Genomic DNA, 20811 nt, shown 5'->3' on the forward strand with positions numbered 1-20811 from the left:
CGGTGAGCCGTGAAACGTCCCAAACAGATAGGCGAGACGCGTACTGGCCGGTAGTGTGCGTTTCTCGGCACCGGTAGAGTGCTGCACTGTTGCGGCATCACCGGTGCCCGACCCCACCGATGTTCACGTCCTGAAACGCGGGCGTTTCACCACAGGAGAAGCTATTCATGAGTTCCGACGCCAGCTCGTTGCGTAAGTTCCGATTCGCAGCAGGCGGAGAGGGCAACGCGGACGAGGGCGGCGCGCGTCGGTTCGTCAAGCTCGCGCAGAAGGCCGAGGAACTCGGGTTCGACAGCTTCATGATCCCCGACCACCTGGGGAACCAGGTGGGACCGATCGCCGCTCTCGGTGCACTCGCGATCGCCACGGACAAGATCCGGCTCGGCACCGCCGTCCTGGCCAACGGCTTCCGGCACCCGGCGATCCTCGCCAAGGACGCCGCCACCATCGACGTCCTGTCGGGTGGCCGCCTCGAACTCGGCATCGGCGCCGGCTGGATGAAGGAAGAGTTCGACAAGGGCGGCATCGACTACGAGCGCCCGGGCGTCCGGATCGCCAAGCTCGAGGAAACCCTGCAGATCCTCGACGTGCTGCTGCGCGGCCAGGAGTGCACCTTCGACGGCAAGTACTACCAGATCAAGGGCCTGACCGGCAGCCCGCGACCGCGGCAGGGCCCGCGTCCCCCGATCGCCGTCGGCGGCGGCGGCCCCAAGATGCTGGCGCTCGCGGCCAAGTACGCCGACATCATCTCCGTGGCGACGCCGACCAGCAAGGAAGGCAAGCTCCTGCTCTCGGGTGTCACGCTCGAGAAGACGATGGAGCGCGTCGACCGGATCCGGGAGGCTGCCGGTGACCGGTTCGACGACATCGAACTGAACTGGACGATCACCACCATCGTCATCACCGACGACCGTGAGCAGACCGCCGAGATGGCGCTCGCCGCACTCGATCAGGGCTTCCCGCCGAACATCGAGGTCGACACCAAACTGTCCGTCGAAGACATCCTGAGCTCGCCGTATCTCGCGATCGGAAGCTTCGAGGAGATCGCCGATCAGATACGTATGGTGCGAGAAAAGACGACAATGTCTTACGTCGGTGTGTTCCCCACACAGATGGATGCGTTCGCGCCGATCATCTCGCAACTGAAGGGCGAGTAGACGCAGCGTACCGAGGGCGGCGATGCCAATCTGTAACATATCGATGGTTTGGAATCGATGAACTTATTCGGGTGAGTGGCGTGTTACGTCGTTCCCCACGAGTTGTACAAGATCCGATTCGGCGAAGGAAGTCTGGGGCGCAGTCATGCCGGTGGCATGCCTGTGTGATCGCTTCGGAGGAGATGGAATGAACGCGAAGTTCGATGATTTTATCGACGAGAAGGGCCATATCAGGCTCGACTCGGGAAGCACGCTGGTCGACTACGTCCAGCGGCACACCCGGGAGAACTCGGACGAGCTGGCATACCGCTACATCGACTATTCGCGGGACAGAGACGGCGAAGCACAGGAGCTGACCTGGGAACAGTTCGGCCACCGCCTGCGCGCCGTCGCGGCTCGCCTCCAGCAGGTCACCAAGCCCGGCGACCGTGTCGCAGTCCTGGCGCCGCAGGGTCTCGACTACGTCATCTCCTTCTTCGCCGCCATCCACGCCGGAACGATTTCGGTGCCGCTGTTCGACCCCGACGAACCCGGCCACACCGACCGTCTGCACGCCGTCCTCGGTGACTGCACGCCTGCCGCCATCCTCACGGCCACCTCCTCCGCCGCGGGTGTTCGACAGTTCTTCCGGTCCCTCCCCGCCGCCCAGCGCCCCCGCATCATCGCCGTCGACGCCATCCCCGACAGCGTCGGCGAGTCCTGGGTGCGCCCCGAGATCGATCTCGACGACATCGCGTACCTGCAGTACACGTCCGGTTCCACCCGTGTGCCCGCCGGTGTGGAGATCACGCACCGCGCCGTCGGCACCAACGCGCTGCAGATGGTCGACTCCATCGAGCTCAACGAGAACTCGCGCGGCGTCACGTGGCTGCCGCTGTTCCACGACATGGGTCTGCTGACCGTCATCCTGCCCGCCCTGGGCGGCAAGTACATCACCATCATGAGCCCGCGCGCGTTCGTGCAGCGGCCGTACCGGTGGATCAAGGAACTGGCAGCGGTCTCCGACGGTGCGGGCACGTTCGCGGCCGCACCCAACTTCGCGTTCGAGCACGCGGCCGCCCGCGGTCTGCCGAAGAACGGTGAGAGCCTCGATCTGAGCAACGTGATCGGTCTCATCAACGGCAGCGAGCCGGTCACCACGTCGTCGATGCGCAAGTTCAACGAGGCGTTCGCGCCGTACGGCCTGCCGAAGACGGCGATCAAGCCCTCGTACGGCATGGCCGAGGCCACCCTGTTCGTGTCGTCCACCCGGCACTCGGACGAGGCCCGCGTCATCTACGTCGACCGCGACGAGCTCAACGCCGGTCGTGTCGTGAAGGTGGACCAGGACGCCGAGAACGCCATCCCGCAGGTGTCCTGCGGCTACGTCGCGCGCAGCCAGTGGGCCGCCATCGTCGATCCGGAGTCGCGGATCGAGCAGCCCGACGACCGGGTCGGAGAGATCTGGCTGCACGGCGAGAACATCGGCATCGGCTACTGGGGTCGCACCGACGAGACCGCCGAGACCTTCCACAACAAGCTGACCAACCGGCTCGCGGAGGGCAGCCACGCGGAGGGTACGCCCGAGGACGCCAACTGGATGCGGACCGGCGACTACGGCGTCTACATCGACGGCGAGCTGTTCATCACGGGCCGCGTCAAGGACCTCGTGATCGTCGACGGCCGCAACCACTACCCGCAGGACCTCGAGTACTCGGCGCAGGAGGCGAGCACCGCGCTCCGCCCCGGCTTCGTCGCCGCGTTCGCGGTCCCGGCCAACCAGCTGCCCGCCGTCGTGTTCGAGAACACACATTCGGGTCTGAACTACGACGCGGGCGACTCCTCCGAGCAGCTCGTGATCGTCGCCGAGCGTGCACCGGGTGCGGGCAAGGCCGACCCCCAGCCGATCGCCGACACGGTGCGGGCGGCGTTGTCGAGCAGGCACGGGGTCACCGCGCGCGACATCCTGCTGGTGCCCGCGGGCTCGATTCCTCGTACGTCGAGCGGCAAGATCGCCCGCCGCGCGTGCAAGGCGAGCTACATCGAAGGCACCCTGCGCGGCGGATACACGCAGACGGCCTTCCCCGATAGCGTTTCCGAATAGTCCACTTCCTGACGGGTAGCTTGGTGAGTTGATGGCTGAAAAAGATGATGACCGGGTCGGGGCGAGCGAAGCGACGGGGAATGTCACCGGCAGCACAGGTGACATGACGGTCGCGCAGCTACGCGAGTGGCTGCGTAACTGGATTGCCGACGCAACAGGGCAACCGGTCGGTCAGATCACCGACGACCGCCCGATGGAAGAGTTCGGTCTGTCGTCTCGCGACGCAGTCGCGCTCAGTGGCGAGATCGAGGAACTGGTCGGCGTCACGCTCACCGCGACCGTCGCCTACCAGCACCCCACCATCGCGTCGCTGGCCACCCGCATCATCGAGGGCGAACCCGAGCAGCTCGACGACTCGGCCGACGCCGCGTACTACGCGTCGGCGCCGACGTCGGATGCGCACGACATCGCGATCGTGGGCCTGGCTTCCCGTTTCCCCGGTGCGGGTAAGACTCCTGCCGAGATGTGGCAGATGCTCGCGGAGGGCCGCGACGGCATCTCCGACCTGCCCGAGGGTCGCTGGGAGGAGTTCACCTCCGACCCGCAGATCAAGGCGGCCGTCGAGAAGGCCAACACGCAGGGCGGCTACCTCGACGACGTGAAGACCTTCGATGCGGAGTTCTTCGCGATGTCTCCGCTGGAGGTCGCGAACGTCGACCCGCAGCAACGCCTCGCGATGGAACTGACGTGGGAGGCACTCGAGCACGCTCGCATCCCGGCCAGCGACCTCAAGGGTGAGCAGGTCGGTGTGTTCATCGGCAGCTCGGCCAACGACTACCAGTTGCTCGCGGTCAGCGACCCCGTCCACGCGCACCCGTATGCGCTGACCGGTACGTCGACGTCCATCGTCGCCAACCGGGTTTCGTACTTCTACGACTTCCGCGGGCCGTCGATCGCCCTCGACACGGCGTGCTCGTCGTCGCTCGTCGCGGTGCACCAGGCGGTCCGCTCGCTGCGGTCCGGTGAGTCGGATCTCGCGCTCGCCGGCGGCGTCAACATGCTCGTGGCGCCCCCCGCCACGCTGGGCTTCGACCAGCTGGGTGTGATGGCCCCCAACGGCCGCATCAAGGCGTTCTCCTCCGACGCCGACGGCATGATCCGCGCCGAGGGCGGCGGTCTCGTGGTCCTCAAGCGTCTCGAGGACGCCGAGCGTGACGGGGACGAGATCCTCGCCGTCATCGCCGGCAGCGCCGTCAACCAGGACGGCCGCTCCAACGGTCTCGCGGCCCCGAACCCGGATGCGCAGGCCGACGTCCTGCGCCACGCCTACCGGGACGCGGGCATCAACCCCGCCGGCGTCGACTACATCGAGGCGCACGGCACCGGCACCATCCTCGGCGACCCCATCGAGGCCGACGCGCTCGGACGCGTCGTCGGGCGTGGACGCGCCGACGACAAGCCCGCGTTGCTCGGCTCGGCCAAGACCAACTTCGGTCACCTCGAAGCCGCCGCGGGCGCCGCGGGCCTGATCAAGGTCGTGCTGTCGATGCAGGAAGACACCCTGCCGCCGACGCTGAACTTCGCCGGACCCAACCCGTACATCGCGTTCGACAAGGCGCACCTGCAGGTCATTCCCGAGGGTGCGGCGTGGCCGCGCTACACGGGCACGGCCGTCGCCGGTGTGTCCGGCTTCGGGTTCGGTGGCACCAACGCGCACGTCGTCGTGCGCGAGTACACCGGACCTGCCGCGGATGACGCGGCCGAGATCACCGAGCCCGCTGTTCCCGCCGAGGAATCGGTGGCCGAGGCCGTCGAGCAGACGGTCGTTCTCGCCGTGTCGGGTGCGCTGCCGTCGCGTCGTCGCCGTGCCGCCGCCGATCTGGCCGACTGGCTGGAGACCGAAGAGGGCAGCACCACTCCGCTCGCCGACGTCGCGCGCTCTCTCGCCCGCCGCAACCACGGCCGCTCGCGTGCCGTCGTCCTGGCGAAGACCCGCTCCGAGGCCGTTACCGGGCTCCGCGCCATCGCCGCCGGAAAGCCTGGGCAGGGTGTGTTCTCGGCGGATTCGCCGTCGTCGAAGGGTGCCGTCTGGGTCCTGTCGGGCTTCGGTTCGCAGCACCGCAAGATGGCCAAGCAGCTCTACCTGGAGAACCCGGTCTTCGCGGCCGCCATCGACGAGGTCGACGCGCTGATCGAGGACGAGGCCGGCTACTCCATGAAGGAGAAGTTCCTCGACGACGCGATCGACTACGACGTCGAGACCTCCCAGGTCGGCATCTTCACCATCCAGATCGGTCTGGCGGCCCTGCTGCGTCACCACGGCGCCCAGCCCGAGGCCGTGGTCGGACACTCGATGGGTGAGGCTGCCGCCGCGTACATCTCGGGTGGTCTGCCGCTCGAGGACGCGGTGCGGGTGATCTGCGCCCGGTCCCGCCTCATGGGAGAGGCCGAGGCCACGCTCGAGGGCGACGACATCCGTCTGATGGCGCTCGTCGAGTACAGCGCGTCCGAGATCGAGACCGTTCTCACCGACTTCCCGCACCTCGAGGTCTGCGTGTACGCGGCGCCGACGCACACCGTGATCGGTGGCCCCGAGCCCGAGGTCAACGCCATCGTCGCGCGCGCCGAGGGCGAGGAGAAGATGGCCCGCGTCCTCAAGACGAAGGGCGCCAGCCACACCTCCCAGGTCGATCCGCTGCTGGGCGAGCTGGCCGCGGAACTGGCGGGCATCGAGCCGACCAAGTTGAAGCTGGGCGTGTACTCGTCGGTCGACCAGGACACGTACTACCGCGCCGGCCACGAGCCGATCCACCGCGAGGAGTACTGGACCAAGGGTCTGCGCCACAGCGTGTACTTCACCAACGCCGTCCGCCTCGCCGTGGGCAGCGGGCACACCACGTTCGTGGAGCTGGCGCCCAACCCTGTAGCCCTGATGTCCGTCGCCGCCACCGTGTTCGACGCCGGTCTGCACGACATGCAGCTCATCCAGACGCTCAAGCGCAAGGAGGACGAGCCGCTCGGTGTTCTCGCAGCGCTCGCGCAGCTGTACGTGCACGGGCACGCCGTCGACCTGTCGTCGCTGCTCCCCGAGGGCGACTTCGCGTCCGTTCCGCGGACCGCGTGGATCCGCAAGCCGTACTGGGTGGAGACCCGCATCGATTCCAGCGGCAACACCCGCGTCCCCGGTGCGCACGTGTCGCTGCCCGACGGCCGCCACGTGTGGGAGGTCCAGGCAGGCGCGGTCACCGACCTGCCCGCACTGGTCACCGCCGCCGCGTCGCAGGTGCTGTCGGACGTGACGCTCGCCGCGTCCGTTCTGCACGCCCACGCTCCGGCGGAGGGCACGCTCACCACCACGCTCAACCCGCATCCGGGTGGCGCGTCGCTGCAGGTGCACGCGAAGAGCGGCCCGAGTTTCACGCTGCTGTTCGATGCCGCCGTCACGTCCGGTGCGGCGCTTCCCGAACCCGTCGTCGCGCCGCCGGTGCAGTCGACCTCCCCGGTGGAGGAGCTGCCCGAGGTCGTCGAGGACATCGGTGAGAAGTGGGACCCGAACGGTTCGCAGACCCTCGAGGATCGTCTGGCGCTGATCGTCGCCGAGTCCATGGGCTACGCCCCAGAAGACCTGCCCGCCGAGATCCCGCTCATCGAGCTGGGCCTCGACTCGCTGATGGCCGTCCGCATCAAGAACCGTGTCGAGTACGAGTTCGACATCCCGCAGTTGCAGCTGCAGGCGGTCCGGGACGCGAATCTGATGGAGGTCGGCAAGTACCTGCGCTACGCGGTCGAGAACCGCGAAGAGGTGCAGGCGCTGGCCGACAAGCAGAAGGCCGAGAAGGAAGCGGAGGAGGCGGCAGAGGCCGCGGGGGCCGCGGAGGCCGACCGTGACGCAGAGGCCGCTCGTGACTCCGAAGTCGCTGCGTCCCCGCTCGACGCCGAGGACACGTCCGTGGAGGCCGAGGCCGAGGCGATCCTCGCGGCGACCCCGGTGCCGGAGACGGCCGCGGCTCCCGAGGCAGCCGCCGTGGACAGCCAGGAAGCGTTCGCCGACGCGACCGGTTCCGACGTTCCGCCGCGCGACGCCGCCGAGCGCCTGACGTTCGCCACGTGGGCCGTCGTCACCGGCGAGTCCGCCAAGGGCATCTTCAACACGCTGCCGATCCTGAACGACGAGACGGCTGAGAAGCTGGCGGCGCGGTTGTCGGAACGCGCGAACGGTGAGATCACGTTCGACGACGTCCTCGACTCCACCACCATCGAGGAACTCGCCAACGTGGTGCGTGGATTCCTCGAGGATTCCGGCAAGATCGACGGGCTGGTCCGCGCGCTGCGGCCTCGCCCGGAAGGATCCGACGCCGTCCCCGTGTTCGTGTTCCACCCGGCCGGTGGTTCGACCGTCGCGTACGAGCCGCTGCTGAAGCGTCTGCCCGAGGGCACGCCGATGTACGGGTTCGAACGCACCGAGGGTCCGATCGAGGTCCGGGCGGCGGAGTACCTGCCGCTGATCCGCGAGATCCAGGGTGACGGACCGTACGTGCTGTACGGCTGGTCGCTGGGCGGTGTGCTGGCGTACGCGGTGGCGAAGCTGCTGCGCGAGTCGGGCGCGGACGTTCGCATCGTCGGCCTGATCGACACGGTGATGGCCGGTGAGAAGGTCGAGGACACCCCGGACGAGATCCGTAAGCGCTGGCAGCGGTACGCCGCGTTCGCGAAGAAGACGTACAACGTGGACTACCCGCTGCCATACGACAAGCTCGCTGCGGCGGAGAGCGACGAAGAGCAGATCAAGATCCTGACGGAACTGCTCAAACTGAGTGGCACGAAGATTCCGGGTGGAATCATCGAGCACCAACGCACGTCGTGGCTCGACAACCGGGCCATCCAGACCGCCGAGCTCGAGCAGTACGACGGCGACGTCGTCCTGTACATGGCCGACCGCTACCACGACGACGTGATGAACCTGGAGCCCGCGTTCAAGACCAGGAAGCCGGACGGCGGCTGGGGCGACGCGGTGAAGAACCTGGAGATCATCCACGTGGGCGGCGATCACATCCAGATCGTCGACGAGCCGTACATCGCGAAGGTCGGTGCCGACCTCACCAAGAAGCTGGCGGCGATCCAGGCCGCCGGAACCGGAGCGCATCAGTGACAACCACGACCGCAGAGAAGCTTGCCGAACTGCGCGAAAAGCTCGAAACGGCAAAGGAACCCGCGGGCGAACAGGCTATCGCCAAGCGCGCGAAGAAGGGCATTCCGAGTGCGCGCGAACGCATCGACATGCTGCTCGACCCGGGAAGTTTCATCGAGGTCGGCGGCCTGATGCGCCAGCCCGGTGACCCGGGTGCCCTGTACAGCGACGGCGTCGTCACCGGCCACGGGACCGTCGAGGGACGCCCGGTCGCGGTGTTCTCGCACGATCAGACCGTGTTCGGTGGTTCCGTCGGCGAGATGTTCGGCCGCAAGGTCGCCGCGATCATGGAGTTCGCCGCCAAGATCGGCTGCCCCTGCGTCGGCATCAACGACTCCGGTGGAGCGCGTGTGCAGGACGCGGTGACGTCGCTGGCCTGGTACGCGGAGCTCGGCCGTCGGCAGGAACCGCTGTCGGGTATGTGCCCGCAGATCTCGATGATCCTCGGCAAGTGCGCGGGCGGTGCGGTGTACGCGCCGATCAACACCGACGTCTTGGTGGCCACCGAGGAGTCGTACATGTTCGTCACCGGACCCGACGTGGTCCGGAAGATCACCGGTGAGGACGTCAGCCTCGAAGAACTCGGCGGCGCCCGGAACCAGGCCCAGTACGGCAACCTGCACCATGTGGCGGCCGACGAAAAGGCTGCGTTCGAGTGGGTGCGCAAATACCTCAGCTTCCTGCCGTCGAGTTGCATGGAGAAGCCGCCGGTGGTCAACCCGGGTCTCGAACCGGACATCACGGACTCCGACCGCGACCTCGACACGTTCATCCCGGACGCCGACAACGCCGGCTACGACATGCACGACATCCTGCTGCGGATCTTCGACGACGGTGAGTTCCACGAGATCGGTGGGCAGGTGGCGCTGAACATCATCACCGGCTTCGCCCGCGTGGACGGGCGCACGGTCGGCGTGATCGCCAACCAGCCGCTGGTCGCGGCCGGCGCGCTGGACGCCCAGGCCTCGGACAAGGCCGCGCATTTCATCCGCATCTGCGACGCCTTCGACATCCCGCTGGTATTCGCGGTCGACACGCCCGGGTTCCTCCCCGGCCTCGAACAGGAGCGGATCGGTGTCATCAAGCGTGGCGGCCGGTTCATCTTCGCGTTCGTGACGGCGACGGTCCCAAAGGTGACCGTCGTGATCCGCAAGGCGTACGGCGGCGCGTACGCCGTCATGGGCTCGAAGCAGCTGGGCGCCGACATCAACTTCGCGTGGCCGACCGCCCGCATCGCGGTGATGGGCGCGGAGGGTGCTGTCGACCTCATCGGGCGCAGGCAGATCGAGGCCGCGGGTGAGAACGCTCCCGCCGTCCGCAGGCAGCTGATCAACTTCTACAACGAGAACATCGCGACGCCGTACATCGCGGCGGAGCGTGGCTACATCGACGCCGTCATCGAGCCCGCCACCACCCGGCTCGAGATCCGCAAGGCGCTGACGATGCTGCGCGACAAGAAGGTGCAGCGCAACCCGCGCAAGCACGATCTGATGCCTCTGTAGGTGACTCATGCCGACCGCAGCTTCGGTTCGGTGTGGACGAACACCGGTGGCCGGGGGCGCGACGCCGCCAGCGTGTGTGCCGTGCGGAGATCCGCGAGCACCGTCGCCGGGTCGGCCTGGATCTGCTTCGGCAGGTGCGTCACGACGATGATGCCCTCGCGCTGCATGCGCGCCCGCCGCCTCATCGTCGCCTCGTGGAGTTCTGGCGAGAAGTGGTACTTCAGCGAGTCGATCTCCCAGGCGACGGCGACATCGTCCAGCCAGCCGTCGGGACGGCCGATCCACAGCCCGGCAGCGGACAGGACGTCCACGTTGTGCCGCATCGGCGGAAGACCGCTTGTCGCATACACCTTCTGCGCGTGCACCTCGGCGACGGAATGCGCGTCGGCGCTCAGTTCACGCAGGACCGCGCGGGGGAGGCGGCTTCCGCGGTCGCTGCCGTGCGCGAGTTCACGAACGAGTTCGTCGACGGTCACGTCGCCGCGCTGGATGCCGCCGGCGAGGAGTGCCCGGCAGCTGTCGGCCTGAAGCGTGCGGCGTCCGGCGTCCAGGAGGCTGCGCGCCGGGGGAGCGAGGCGCAGGAGCCCCCGGTGGACCGGTGCGGGCATGCGCCACGTCCGCTCGACCTTCACGTACGCCCAGTCCCGACGGTGCCGGGTGGACGGGATGAGCAGCAGCACGTCGTTCCGGGCCGCCGACGAGGTGTAGCCGAGCGCGGCGAGCGCGGCGTGACCCGACAGCAGCGCGTCCGGACCGCCGTATTCGAGCGCCGCCAGATTGCGCTGCAGCGTCGTCGGCGGCCCGTTGTGCAGCAGGACCACGCCGGGAAGGATCCGCTGCCAGGGACCGCCGTCGGCGCAGCGTGAGGAGATGGTGCCCTTCGCGACACCCAGCCGTTCCAGGGTGGCCGCGCGGACCACACCGTCGCGGCTGACGGCGGCTATCGCAGAGAGATCTTCGGCCCAGGTTCCTCGTCGCATGGGTCAGAGCATGCCGCGGGCGAATCGGACCGTCGCCGGAAAGCCCACGTCGGAAATTACCCTGTGGATGGACGGAAGGCTGTGGACAACTCCGCGGGTGGCGGAGCTGTTTCGCCGTGTCGGACCGCCCGGCGCGGCGCCCGATGTGACGTTCGTTCAGTCAGACGGAACGCGTGTGACATCGGGCGACGCAAGCAGGGCAGGCACAAGAGAGCAGGCGCAAGCGGGCAGGCTTACGGGCTGCTGTACACCCGCAGGGTGCCCGGCTTCCACAGTCCGGATCGGGTGGCGGTCTCGGTGTCGACCGTGGCCGCGGTGGCGTCCGGGTAGTACCGGTCGAAGCGCTCGAGGGAGCCCCAGTCGCGGCCCCAGTCGTCCCGCATGTAGGTGGGGATGGCCGTGGCGCTGGCGAGCAGTTCGGTGAAGCCGAGGGGGCCACCGTTTTCCGGGGACTGCCAGGTGTCGGTGGAGCTGACGGCCAGCGGGCGGTCGGGGAGGATGCGGTAGTTCGGCATCTCCGCGACACCGTACTGGTGGTCGAACGGACGCTGGCACGGGAACTGCAGTCCGACGGCCCAGTCCAGCAGAACCGGCTGTGAGCTGCCGATCGTCGAGTTGAGGGTCTCGAGCTTGGGAACCCGCGGCGGGGTGAAGGCCAGCCACTGGTCGCCGGTGAGGTTGGGATCGTTCGCGACGATCCGCACGGAGTCGGCGTCGGGGGACAGTTCGCTGATCGGGACGCGCAGGTTGCGCCACGACGGTGCGGGTCCGATGTCCTTGGGCAGGTAGGTGCCCTGGGCCTGCACGGTGCCGTCGGGCCGACGCTTGCCGTATTCGAGGAGCAGTGACTGACCATAGGTGAGGGCGCCGGTCGAGTCGACCGACCAGATGCGTCCTGCGGCGGACATGACGATCAGCGGGGCATCGTCGCTGCGTTCGGGGAGTGCGTACCAGCTGGACGACAGCGTCGCCGGTTCCTGCACGCCTTCCTGGTAGCTGCCCATGACGGGTGTGGTGCCGGGGTCGAGTCCGAACGGCAGCTTGGCGGTGCTGCCGTTGACGCCGACGTTGCCGGTGCCGCCGCTGGTTCCAGCGCTCGATCCGGTCTCGAAGCTGGGCCCGACGCTCTGGTTGTCGGTGTTGCCCATGCCCTGCTTGACCTCGACGTAGTCGGCGGTCAGGTCGGACGGCACCCCGTTGGGGGAGAAGCCGACGGGATCGGCTCCGCCGAGCGGGTCGGCGGGGTTCGCCAGCGGCTGCGCGGGATCGTTGATGGGCGTGAGGTTTCCGCCGTTGGTGTCGCCTTCGACGAGCACGTCCTCGGCGAGTCCGCACGTCTGCCCGGTGAGGGAGTCGAAGTTCGACCGTGCCAGCGAGTACGCCGGGTACTGGGAGACGGCGCCCTTGAGGAGTGAGAGGACTTCGAACAGCACCATGATGCCGGCGATGACGGTGAGCGGGGCGGCCGCGAATTTCCTGATCCGTCTGCCCTTCTCGGTGTTGGCGCGGGCAGGTGGCGCGGCGAATCCCTCACGCAGGTACTGCCAGGCGGCCAGTGCGACGGCCAGCCCGAACAGGACGAGGAAGAACGTGTTGGACTGGCGGCCGCCGATGGAGACGGTCTTGTCGAACCACGGCACGCCGTAGCTCGAGACGTACCAGTAGCCGTTGATTCCCGCGAACGTCAGGGCCAGCATGAGGAGCAAGCCGGCGAGGAAGATCGTGCGGTTGCGGCGCGACCGCAGCGCGGACGCCGACACGGCGACGGCGGTGAGTGCGGCCAGGGAGCCGGCGATGCCCGCGTACGCCCCGAAGTGGTGGGTCCACTTGGTGGGGTTGAACATCATGAAGAAGATCGTGCCGAACACGACACCGAGCAGACGCCACGACGGTCCGGTGGCGGCGCCGGGGATCCGCTTGCGGCGCAGCAGGATGAACAGCGTCGTCAGCAGGCACAGGATCATCGTCAGGAACGCGAAGCGGCGAGCCACGGAACCGTCGACGGTCGGGACGAAGAGGTAGTAGTAGCGCAGGAAGTCCTTGTACCACTCGAGGTTCGGGCCGATCAGGGTGCGGACCCGGGTGGCCTCCATCACCGCGGCGACGGTCTGGTCGGCGAACACGACCACCAGGACGATCGTGCCCGCGGCCGCGATCGGAGCCAGCAGCGGCAGCGTCCCCACCTGGCGGTGGCGCTTGACGACGATCCGGACGAGCGGACGGGCGCCGGCGAGCAGGGCGGCCACACACATCAGTCCCGTCGGGGCGGCCGCGAGCGTGAACGCGCCGATCAGGACGGCGACAGCCGCGGGGAGGAGGCGTCCGGTCGCGATGGAACGCTCGATGGAGCACCACGTGAGCAGGGCGCCGAGCGCCACGATGGGCTCGGGCCGCAGGCCGTTGTTGTAGGGCAGCCAGAACGCGAGGAAGACGAGTCCGCCGGTCCACAGCGCGACCTTGTTGCGCCGGACTGACCGGCCGAGGCGCGGAGCGACCTCCCGGCTGATCACCATCCAGCACAGGATGCCGGCGACGAGGGCGGGCAGTCGCATGAACGGGCTGGCCGTCGAGATCTTCGCCATCGCGGCCAGGACGTCGTAGTACCAGCCGAACGGCGCCTCGGGGACACCGAACCAGCGGAAGTAGTTGGCCATGTAACCGGCGTGGTCGGAGACTCGGGCCATGGTGAGGAGGTAGCCGTCGTCGGACGTGTTGGCGCCGATGAAGTGCCACAGCACCAGCGTGCCCACGACGATCGTGTCGAGTCCGGTGAACTTCCACCAGTGCGACGGAAGGAAGTTGCGGTGCCCGCGCCCGTCCGTGCCGTCGAGGCGGCCGAGGGCGACCAGGGCGACGGCCGTGGCGAGGAGGGCCACGATCATGGCGACGAGCTTGATCAGCGTGGGGCTCGACGAGAACCGGGAGTCGACGTTCATCGTGAACGACAGGCCTGCCGGCGCCGCCCCGTCGCGGAGGTCGCTGAACACGCCCACCACCTGCGGGCGGAGGTCACCGGTGAGGGAACCGGCAATCGGGTCACCGGTCGGAGTGGTCAGACCCACGAACTCGGCGGACGTCGCGTCGATGTTCGACGTGATACGGATCTCGGTGCAGGCGCCCGACTGCACCTGTTCGCGCGGCGCCGTCGCGATGGTGACGTTGCGGTCGAGCACGTCGACGGACTTGTCCGATACCCGCACGAACATCGCATTCAATGCCGCACCCTCGCCCTGTGCGGGGGCGGTGGCCAGCAGGATTCCGCCCTGCGGGGGGAGCCCGGCCACGGCGGAACACGGGATCGCGGCCGACAGATCGACCGGGACCTGCGACATCAGCGGTGCCTCGAGGTCGCCGACGACGCCGTTCTCCGGCCAGTTCACCGCTGCGGTGGTCTGCTGCACCGGCATGAACGGAGTGGCCACTGCCAGCACGAACCCGATGAGTCCGGTGACGATGGCGATCAGACGAGCGGTCCGGTACTCACTCCGCCGGTCCTGGCGAGCAGGCGGCGAAGTGGGTTCGGCGTCGGAGACGGAAGTTGTCAGAGCGTCGGGCACGGTTGTCGATGGTATGTCAGGAACCTGAGTAGGCATATTGCCGCCTACCAGAGGGTAGGGACACTTCTAGTAGTAACGCACCGGTCCGGCCGACCAGGTGCCCGACCTGGTCACCTGTTCGGATTCGACCTGTGCGGGCGTCGCCGACTCGTCGAGCGGTGTGTACCGCTCGAGCGAGCCCCAGTCGCGGTCCCAGTCGTTCGACAGGTAGGTGGCCAGCGTGCTCGCCGACAACAGCTGGTCGGTCCAGCCCAGCGGGCCGCCGCCGAACTTGTCCTGCCAGGCATTGGTGGACTCGGCGCCGATGCGGTCGGGGAGGACACGCCACTGCGGGACCTCGGCGACGCCGTAGCGGTGGTCGAAGGGCCGCTGGCAGGGGAAAGCGAGCCCGACGGCCCAGTCGAGGAGCACGGGGTCGCTGGAGCCGACGACGGTCTGCAGGGTCTGCATCGTCGGCACGCGGGGCGGTGTGACCGCCAGCCACTGGCCGGGGTCGGTGTCCGGGTCGTCCGCGACAAGTCGGACCGTGTTCGCCTCGGCGGGCAGCTGGTCGAGCGGCACGCGCAGGTTGCGCCACGACGGGGACGGTCCGATGTCGATCGGCTCGACGGTGCCGAGCGCGGTGACTGAACCGTCGGGGCCGGTGACCCCGTACTCGACCTTCAGACTCTGACCGGGGGTGACGACGCCGTCCGCGTCGACCGACCGGATGCGTCCGGCGGCCGAGATGGTGAGGATCGGGGCGTCGTCGCTGCGGTCGGGCAGCCCGTACCAGCCGGTGGTGAGGGAGGCCGGTTTCTGCTCCCCGCCCGGCTGGTAGCTGCCGAGGACCGGGGTCCGGGCGGGGTCGAGGCCGAACGGCAGCGTCACGGTGCTGCCGTTGACGCCGGCGGTGGCCTCGGTGCCGCCACCGGTGCCGGAGCTGGTGCCCGTCGTCGTCTCGTCGGTCTCGGTGTCGACGGTGTTGGCGCCGCCGGTGGCGATCTTCTCGGAGTCGGCGGTGAGGTCGTCGGCGATGCCGTTGGGGGTGAAGCCCTCCGCGGACGTCGTGCCGAACGCGCCTGCGCCGTTCGGGTCGGTGACCGGGGTGAGCGGCTGGAGGAGGGCGGCGGTGGGGTCGGTCTCGACGAGGACTTCGTCGGCGAGCGCGCACGAGTTGCCGGTCACCGACTCGATGTTGGCCTTCGCGATGGAGTAACCGGGGTACTGCGCGACAGCCCCCTTCAGCAGCGACAGCACCTCGAACAGGACGACGGCACCGGCCGCGACGGTCAGCGGCGACGGCGCCAGCATCCGGGCACGTTTACCGTTGGGCTTCTTGCCGTTCTCGTACGGTTCGCGGACGTGGTACCAGGCAGCGAGGAGCAGCGTGAGGACCGTGAGGCCCAGGAACAGCGTGGAGAAGCCCTTGCCCGCGATCATCGGCGGCTTGTCCCACCACGGAACGCCGTAGCTGGATACGTACCACCAACCGTTGGAGCTGGTGAACGCGACCGCGAGGATGAACAGGACACCCGCGGCGAACAGAGTGCGGTTCCGTTTGGAGCGAATGCTCGCGGCCCCCACCCCGACCGCGGCGAGCACCGCGACGGAGCCGGCGAGACCCGCGTACACACCGAAGTGGTGCGTCCATTTGGTGGGCGTGAACATCATCAGCAGCAGGGACGCGAACACGATGCCGAGGATGCGGCGGGACGGTCCGATCGCGGTGCCGGGCACCTTCCCCTTGCGGAGGATCAGCATCACGCAGACCACGACGCACAGCAGCATCACGAACACGCCGAATCGGCGGGCCAGCGAGCCGTCCGGCGAGATCCCCATGAGCGAATCCCAGCGCAGCCGCTCGTCGAACCAGGCCACGTTGGGGCCGAGGGCGGTGCGGACGCGCGTCGACTCGAGCACCGTCGCCAATGTCTGATCTGCGAAGACGGCCACCATCACGACGGTTCCCGCGGCGAGGATCGGCAGGATCTGGGACGCGAATCCCACCCGGTGGCCCCGCGCGATGACGATCTGCAGGATCGGCCGCGCACCGGCGATCAGGGCGGCGATGCAGATCAGGCCCGACGGCCCGGCCGCGAGCGAGAACGCGGCGATGAGCACGGCGACGGCACCGGGGAGCAGTCGTCCGGTGGCGATGGCGCGCTCGATCGAACACCACGTGAGGAGGGCGCCGAGAGCGATGACCGGTTCGGGACGCAGCCCGTTGTCGTACGGCAACCAGAAGGCCAGGAAAACCAGTCCGCCGGTCCAGAGGGCAGTTCTGTTGCGCCGCACGGCCACACCGAGGCGGGGGATGACCTCCCGGCTGATCACCATCCAGCAGAGCAGGGCGGCGAGGAGCGTCGGCAGTCGCATCCACATGCTCGCGGTGCTCACCTTCGCCAGCGCCGCGAGGAGTTCGTACGACCATCCGAACGGCGCCTCGGGGACACCGAACCAGCGGAAGTAGTTGGCCATGTAGCCGGAATGCTCCGACACCCGCGCCATGCCGAGGAGGTAGCCGTCGTCGGAGGTGTTGGCGCCGACGACGTGCCACAGCAGCAGCGTCCCGATCACGACGGCGTCGACACCGGTGAACTTCCACCAGTGCGCGGGCAGGAAGCGGCGCGCGCGGCGACCGTCGATGCCGTCCACACGGTGCAATGCGTACAGCGACGTCAGCGTCGCGAGGACGCACACGATCATCGCCAGCAGTTTGAGCAGGGTGGGGCTGGACGAGAATCGGGAGTCCGGGTGGACGTGCACGTTCAACCCTGCCGGCGCCGCACCCTGCAGGTCGGTGAACAGGCCGACCATCTGCGGGCGCTGGTCGCCCTCGACGGAACCGGCGAGCGGTTCGGCGGTGCCCGTGATCTCCGCCGACGTCCGCTGGTGGTCGGACGTGACCGACAGGGCGGTGCAGCCCTGGAGATCCGCGGCGTCCGCCGAGATCAGGGAGATGCCGCGAATCGTGACGTCGACAGTGCCGCCGGCACCGCCCTTCACCACGAGGCCGTTCTTCTCGAAGTCGGGCGCGCGATTCGGGAGGGTGGAGACGACGGTGCCGCCGTCGGGTCCGAGTTGCGTGAACACCGAGCACGGCACGGTCACCTGCATGTCCAGCGGTGTGTACGAGACCAGTGGCGCCTCGACGCTGTTCAGGGTGCCGTCCTGCGGCCAGTCGATCGACGCGGCATCCTGCTTCACCGGGAGGAACGGGGTGGCCAGCGCGAGCACGAACCCGATCAGGCCGGTGACGATCGCGATGAGCCGGGAAGTGCGGATGGTCCGAAGGTCAGGCGGCGGGGGTTGGGACGGCACAGAACGATGTTAGGCGATTGCGGCTCCGCCACCCGTGAGTACTTGTCAACGCCCGGCGGTTAAGAAGTACTCACGGGACCGAAGGTCACGACCGCGGCGACGTCGTCGAGGGAGAGGTCGAGAACCCGGGCGACCGCGGCGATCGTGAAGAACGCAGGTGTGGCGATGCGCCCGGTCTCGATCTTGCGCAGGGTTTCGACGGAGATGCCCGCGTCGAATGCGACCGTGACCATGCTCATGTCTCCCCGCGCGGATCGGAGCAGCTCACCCAGCCTCTGCCCGCGTTCGAGTTCCTCTGCTGTCAACGGCACACGCACCATGTGCCATATAGTAATACCGGTATAGAAATTGGATCCCGACGTGGAGGGTGAGCCGTGGTCGAGTTGAAGTCGGCGGCCGAGGTGCAGGCGATGCGCGCGGCGGGCCGGGTGGTGGCCGACGCCCTGGCCGCCGTGCGCGAGGCGGCCGCGATCGGGGTGACGCTTCAGGGGCTCGATGCGGTGGCCGCCGCGGTGATCCGCGACGCGGGGGCGGAGCCCGTGTTCCTGAACTATCACCCGAACTGGGCGCCCAGCCCGTTTCCCGGGGTCATCTGCGCGAGCGTCAACGACGCGGTGGTGCACGGCATTCCCGGCGAATACCGACTCCGCGACGGTGACCTCGTCAGCATCGACTGCGGCGCCAGGCTCGCCGGCTGGTGCGGGGACGCCGCCGTGAGTTTCGTCGTGGGAACGGCCGACCCCGCCGACATCGCACTCGTCGAGGCCACCGAAGCCGCTCTCGCGCACGGCATTGCGGCCGCCCGGCCGGGAAACCGGTTGGGAGACATCGGTGCCGCCATCGGACTGTTCGCGCGCGGCGCGGGGTACGGGATGCTCGCCGACCACGGCGGGCACGGCATCGGCAGGCAGATGCACGAAGATCCGCACGTGCCCAATGAGGGTCGCGTCGGGAAGGGAATGCTGTTGCGTCCCGGGATGGTGATCGCGATCGAACCCATGCTCATCGGCGACGGCACCGACGACTACCGGCACGAGGCCGACGGCTGGACGCTCCGCACGGCGACGGGCGCCCGTGCCGCGCACAGCGAGCACACCGTCGCCATCGGTGAGGACGGACCGGAAGTGTTGACGCGGTAGGACTTTCCTACGTCAGTGCTCGCACGTCCCACACCCACACGCCGTCGACCGGCTTCGCGGGCGCCCCGACGAGCTGCTGGACCGTCTCGCGCAGAACGCGATCGTTCTGGGTGTGCGGCAGGACCAGGACGTCGGCGTTCCAGAACTTCAGGTCCGTCAGTGCCTGGGCTTTCGCCGCCTCGTCGATGGCAGGCACCTGGCCGGACGACTGTGCGGACGCGAGCAGTAGTGCGGTGGGGCGGTCGTCGGGCCCGTACTTGCCCTGGTCCTCGCTGCCGGCCGGGCCGACGAAATACCCACCGGCGATGGGAAATGCGAGATCCTGCTCGGTCTGCCAGCGCAGCATCCGCGCGTTCTCCGGGGAGGGAAGCGGCACCGTGACGACGGAGCCGTCGGTGACGTACTCCCGCCACGTGCCGTCGGCGAAGAAACTCGGTGCGGTGTCACGCTGCACGACGGCGAGCGGCGTGGGCGCCAGCGGAAGCAGCGCCACCGCGAGCCAGCCGGCCCACAGCAGGGTGGTGGTCCGCTGGCCCTCGCGGGCGGACGCCAGGGCGCGGTCGGTGCCCAGCGCGAGCAGCAGGGCGGCGGCGGGCAGGCAGCCCATCGCGAAGCGCGATTCGAGGACGGATTCGAGGAGCGGCAGGTGTGAGATCAGCTTCCACGGCAGGGGAATTCCGGTGTCCCAGCCGCCGATAGTCAGCGAAGTCCCGAGCGACAGGACGCCCATCACTGCGACGGTCGCGGCCGCGGCGCGAGCCAGGGGCATGCGCCACAGCCACAGGGCCGAGAGGCCGAGGAGGATCAGCAGGGGCCAGCCGAAATACGCGTTCTCCTCGGTGGCGTTCATGCTGAACTCGGCGGACCCGGGCTCGCCTGCCAGTGAGGACGTCGGAAAGCTGGTGAACGCTTCGGTGTCGTTGCCGACGGGGCCGTGTTCGATCGCCCGGTAGCTGTCGGGCCCGAAGAACTGCCACCACAGGGGAACGGCGGCGATGGCCAGCGCGACGCCGCCGGCAATCGCGAACCCCTTGATGCTGCGCGTGGCCGCCGCGAATGCCGCACGCGGACGTGACGCCGCGAAGGCGGCACCGAAAACCGCGAACGCCAGCGCGTAGATCAGCAGCGGTTCTTCGCCGAGGAAGATCTGATAGGCGATCAGCAAGCCGAGGACGATGCCGTCGCGCACCGGGCGCACACCGCTACCCAGCCTGATCACGGCCAGCGCGATGAAGGGCAGCAGGAACAGGGCGACGAAGTTGGGGTGCCCGTTGGTGTGCGAGATCAGGGCGGGGGCGAAACCGCACAGACCGCCGCCGACAGCGGCCGCGAGCCGCGACGACACGACATGCCGCGAAAACACCGAATACCAGGCAATCGCCGTGCCCGACAGGCCAAGTGTGAGCGCGAGAGTGAAGGTGACGTTCGGTCCGAACAACAACGTGACCGGCGCCAGCGGGATGCTGATGCCGAACATGGCCGTGTTGCCCATGAGATTGACGCCCAGCGGGTAGTTCTGCAGGTCGCTGGAGAGCGGATTGTCCAGATGGACCAGTGAGCGGGCGGCGACCGCGAAGAACCACTCCCACATCGTCTGGTCCTGGCCGCTGCGCACCAGATAGCCGGTCCCGAGGTGTTTCCACTGGCGGGCCAACACGAATGCCGCGAGGCCGACGTAGAAGACGACCGCCGCGACATCGGCCGGGTGCGGCCGGAGACGGGAGCGGAGAGGGCGAGCAGTGGTGCTGGTGCTCGATGCCTGGCGAGTGGTCTCGACCTGGGTGAGTATCTCAGTCACGCAGCTGCGCCTCCGGTTCTCGGGTCGATGTCAATCGACCGAGGGTACCGGAGGTCGCTGAGAGCTTCCTGGGTTGCGATCGCGTGATTGTTGCGTGTATCACATCAAGTTGATTTGTGAACTTCTGATCAATACAGGGATATTCTCCTGCCCCACTGGTTACG

10 protein-coding genes are annotated in these 20811 nt (G+C 68.3%); 5 read left to right on the plus strand and 5 right to left on the minus strand.

Annotated features, from left to right (window positions below; translation table 11 throughout):
* The first annotated feature begins 167 nt into the window (after positions 1–167).
* The 4 genes from PSR88_RS20675 to PSR88_RS20690 all read left to right on the plus strand — a co-directional run bounded on the left by PSR88_RS20675 (position 168) and on the right by PSR88_RS20690 (position 9870).
* Positions 168–1157 (plus strand): LLM class F420-dependent oxidoreductase, encoded by a 990-nt coding sequence (locus PSR88_RS20675; RefSeq protein WP_016884422.1) that lies wholly within the window; start codon positions 168–170, stop codon positions 1155–1157.
* Positions 1158–1344: 187 nt separating this feature from the next.
* A complete protein-coding gene (gene fadD32 / locus PSR88_RS20680) occupies positions 1345–3240 on the plus strand; it encodes a long-chain-fatty-acid--AMP ligase FadD32 (protein ID WP_029539691.1) in 1896 nt (631 codons plus the stop codon).
* A 31-nt stretch (positions 3241–3271) separates the two neighbouring features.
* Entirely contained in the window at positions 3272–8329 is a 5058-nt protein-coding gene (gene pks13, locus PSR88_RS20685; protein WP_016884424.1) for a polyketide synthase Pks13, read from the plus strand.
* Positions 8326–9870, plus strand: coding sequence for an acyl-CoA carboxylase subunit beta (locus PSR88_RS20690; protein WP_011596564.1), 1545 nt, complete (start codon positions 8326–8328; stop codon positions 9868–9870). Before pks13 ends, PSR88_RS20690 begins: the two co-directional genes overlap by 4 nt.
* Before the next feature lie 5 nt (positions 9871–9875).
* On the opposite strand, the gene PSR88_RS20695 is transcribed toward PSR88_RS20690, so the two are convergent.
* The 4 genes from PSR88_RS20695 to PSR88_RS20710 all read right to left on the minus strand — a co-directional run bounded on the left by PSR88_RS20695 (position 9876) and on the right by PSR88_RS20710 (position 18030).
* The gene (locus tag PSR88_RS20695) at positions 9876–10850 is read right to left on the minus strand and encodes a hypothetical protein (protein WP_016884425.1); all 975 of its coding nucleotides are present in this window, start codon (positions 10848–10850) and stop codon (positions 9876–9878) included.
* A gap of 233 nt (positions 10851–11083) precedes the next feature.
* A complete protein-coding gene (locus tag PSR88_RS20700; protein ID WP_016884426.1) occupies positions 11084–14407 on the minus strand; it encodes an arabinosyltransferase domain-containing protein in 3324 nt (1107 codons plus the stop codon).
* Positions 14408–14473: 66 nt separating this feature from the next.
* The gene (locus PSR88_RS20705) at positions 14474–17710 is read right to left on the minus strand and encodes an arabinosyltransferase domain-containing protein (RefSeq protein WP_016884427.1); all 3237 of its coding nucleotides are present in this window, start codon (positions 17708–17710) and stop codon (positions 14474–14476) included.
* Positions 17711–17769: 59 nt separating this feature from the next.
* Positions 17770–18030 (minus strand): helix-turn-helix domain-containing protein, encoded by a 261-nt coding sequence (locus PSR88_RS20710; RefSeq protein ID WP_011596569.1) that lies wholly within the window; start codon positions 18028–18030, stop codon positions 17770–17772.
* 54 nt (positions 18031–18084) lie between these two features.
* On the opposite strand from PSR88_RS20710, the gene map reads away from it, so the two are divergent.
* Positions 18085–18849 (plus strand): type I methionyl aminopeptidase, encoded by a 765-nt coding sequence (gene map / locus PSR88_RS20715; protein ID WP_011596570.1) that lies wholly within the window; start codon positions 18085–18087, stop codon positions 18847–18849.
* 7 nt (positions 18850–18856) lie between these two features.
* Here the strand turns inward: map and PSR88_RS20720 are convergent, their stop codons facing one another.
* Complete coding sequence (locus tag PSR88_RS20720; protein WP_016884428.1) at positions 18857–20647, minus strand: glycosyl transferase; 1791 nt, start codon at positions 20645–20647, stop codon at positions 18857–18859.
* Positions 20648–20811: the final 164 nt, after the last annotated feature.

This window comes from Rhodococcus sp. DK176, assembly GCF_038447315.2.
Lineage (GTDB): Bacteria > Actinomycetota > Actinomycetes > Mycobacteriales > Mycobacteriaceae > Rhodococcus_F > Rhodococcus_F jostii_A.